Annotated in this window: 2 protein-coding genes and 1 pseudogene; 2 read left to right on the plus strand and 1 reads right to left on the minus strand. The window is 38.1% G+C overall.

Annotated elements, in window-relative coordinates:
• The coding region (locus CBG25_RS04475; RefSeq protein WP_290603757.1) for a transposase at window positions 1-372 on the plus strand (372 nt) is incomplete at its 5' end.
• A 215-nt stretch (window positions 373-587) separates the two neighbouring features.
• The gene (locus CBG25_RS04480) at window positions 588-2,042 is read left to right on the plus strand and encodes a DASS family sodium-coupled anion symporter (RefSeq protein WP_290604868.1); all 1,455 of its coding nucleotides are present in this window, start codon (window positions 588-590) and stop codon (window positions 2,040-2,042) included.
• An 805-nt stretch (window positions 2,043-2,847) separates the two neighbouring features.
• Here the strand turns inward: CBG25_RS04480 and CBG25_RS04485 are convergent.
• A pseudogene (locus CBG25_RS04485) lies at window positions 2,848-3,059 on the minus strand (hypothetical protein); the annotation flags it as partial.

Raw genomic sequence — 3,059 nt, forward strand, 5'->3', positions numbered from 1 at the left:
AGCACCCACGACAGTCAGCATTTCGAAAGGGTCATTGACAAGGCCAACACCAATCGCAATATCTACGCCGACCGAGGCTATCCCTCTGCGGAGCGGGAAGCTTGGCTGAAGGCAAACGGCTATAGGAGCCAGATTCAGCGTAAAGGCCATCGAAACAAACCGTTGTCCAAGACTCAGCAAGGGCGAAACCACAGGATTGCAAAGACTAGGGCACGGGTTGAACATGCATTTGCGGCGATGGAACAAATGGGTAGAAAACTGATCCGCACCATTGGACAGGTGCGCGCTAATTTTGCCATGACGATGATGGCAGCATGTTACAACCTAAAGCGGTTGGCGTACTTCCAGAGCGCGTGCATCGTGGCTTTCTGACGCCCAGAATGGGTCAAATGGCCCTAGCCAGGGCAATGTGCGATAGAATCAGTAGCGTGATAATCAAAAAAAATCTAATTATTTAGAATGAAAGCCAAGGGTTAATTGAAAATCTTGAGTTTTTCGAGGTGCCCTAAAATCTTAACATTCTAAAACTTTTACTGCGCTATTATACTATTGATGAAAATAGAACTGAGCAGAAGGAAGGAGCAGTTATGGCGAGTAAAATAACCAGTCAAGTAAAATGGTTACCCCTAGTAATTATCACTATAGTCGCAACATTTTTTTGGTTTCAAAAACCACCAACAGGATTAAGTATTGCTGCCTGGCACACCGTAATTATTTTTGTAGCAACTATTGCTTCGATTGTTGCTAAAGTATTACCCATTGGTGCAATTGGCCTAATTGGAATTACCATTTTTGCTCTTAGTCACGCCGCTGGAGATGAAAGTGCAAATGATGCCATTATGACTGCACTAAGTGAACTTAATAGCAGTTTAATTTGGCTTATCGTAATTGCTTTTATGATTGCCAGAGGTTTTATTAAAACCGGCTTAGGCAGACGAATTGCATTACAGATGATCCGACTATTAGGCAAAAGAACGCTAGGATTGGCATATGGTCTGGCGGTGGCTGATTTGATTTTATCTCCTGCTATGCCAAGTAACACCGCACGCTGTGGGGGTGTTATTTATCCGATCGCTGATTCATTAGCACGTAGTTTTGACTCCCATCCAGAAAATGAATCACGCCGTAAAATAGGAACTTTTCTGATCACTTGTATTGGCAATATTAATGATATTACTGCGGCAATGTTTATGACTGCTTATACTGGTAACTTACTCGCTGTCAAACTCGCCGCCAACGCAGGTGTTACCTTAACCTGGGGTAGCTGGTTATTAGCAGCTATTGTTCCTTGCCTGATCTCATTCATTATTATTCCATTATTAATCTATTGGTTAGTTCGGCCAACTATTCGTCATACTCCAGATGCACCTAAAATTGCACATGATGAATTAAAAAAAATGGGGCCAGTGACACGTAATGAATGGTTAATTTTAGCTACGGTATTGCTGCTACTTATACTATGGATATTTGGTGATATATTAGGAATTGATCCCACAACCGCTTCTTTTACTGGTTTATCTGTATTACTACTTACCGGGGTATTAACTTGGGAAGATGTAAAAAAAGAAAAAGATGCTTGGGATACACTTATCTGGTTCGCTGCGCTATTAATGATGGCTAATGAACTGAAAATTCTGGGATTTACAACTTGGTTCGGCAACCTCATTGGTGACAGTCTTAGTCATAGCATGCAAGATACGAATTGGGTTATTATTTTATTAATGCTTAATGCCGCCTATCTTTATATTCACTATTTCTTTGCCAGCGGTAATGCTCAAATAGCTGCACTATATGCCGTCTTCTTAGGAGTCGGTATCAATTTAGGTATTCCCACTGTTCCAACAGCATTAATGCTTGCCTTTTCTAGCAGCCTTTATTGCTCTTTAACTCAATATTCTCATGCTCGTGGACCTATTCTTTTTGGCGCAGGTTACGTACCAACAGGTGTATGGTGGAAGGTTGGTTTTATTATTAGTTTAGTCAATCAGGCTATTTTCCTTACAATTGGTCTATTATGGTGGAAAGCTGTAGGTTTTTATTAGAATAATATTTATTTATGTCATAAAAACTTATACTTTATGCCATAAATTGCAGCCCAAAATAGCACTACACACGATTAAGATAATTGCTATCAATAGCCGTTTCTATAAGATGTTTTTTTTATAACTGTACTCCAGATCACAAAATATAAGCCCAAATTCACATATAAAAAAAATGCTCTTCATAATTGCAGTTGGTTTTAATAAATTGAGTGATATTTATATGAATGAGCAAGTAGGGCATACTGATCAAATAAAACAGATCAACTTGGATCTATTTCTAGAATTTCCTTGGCAAAAAAAGCTCAACTAGCGCCAGCGAGTATCACAAAAATTACCAGAGAACTTATTAATGCACACTTAATTAATAAAGGAGGTTGAATTTCCTGATTTAGGTTTTAGGGGAAGACCAATAACTGGCTTAGAAATTGTTAGCCAAGGTTGGCAATTTTTATGTGTTAGAATTAATAAGGGTTCATTAATTTTATCACTATATGAACTCAATAATAAACTTTTACATGAAGATATTACCGAGCTAATTGCTAACGATAATCATTCATTTAACGAGTAGTTATTAACAAAAATCGAATATTTTTTTACCTGTTATCAAGGCTGTTTAGAGCGGCTGGTAGCAATTAGTGTAATTACTAATGCTATTATTAATTCAATCGACGGCATTATATTAGCTCACCGTATTACAATATTAAAAATTTTCCACTAAAAGAACGATTAGAAGCTCACATTGGTTTACCTATTTATTTACAAAGCTGTACTACTGCCTGGACTATGACACGAGTTTCGCACAAAACTAATTTGGGTACGCTAATAAAACACGGATGTGCTCAGCAATAGCATTTTTGATTACGTCCCAATTTTGTTGATAAAGGGTTATTTTTTCAGATATACGACGTTTATGTTGTTCAAACCACGCAGAAATAGCGAGAAAAATATGATTTCTTTGCGCTCGGCTCGTGCGAGCCTGACAGCGTTCAATACCACAATTTTGTTTAACTTCTCGAT

Origin of the sequence: Arsenophonus sp. ENCA, from assembly GCF_002287155.1 — a bacterium.
In the GTDB taxonomy this organism is placed as follows: Bacteria; Pseudomonadota; Gammaproteobacteria; order Enterobacterales; family Enterobacteriaceae; genus Arsenophonus; species Arsenophonus nilaparvatae.

Excerpts from the sequence above, each read along its gene's own strand:
- CBG25_RS04480 (WP_290604868.1), top strand. The coding sequence starts at position 588 with ATGGCGAGTAAAATAACCAGTCAAGTAAAATGGTTACCCCTAGTAATT.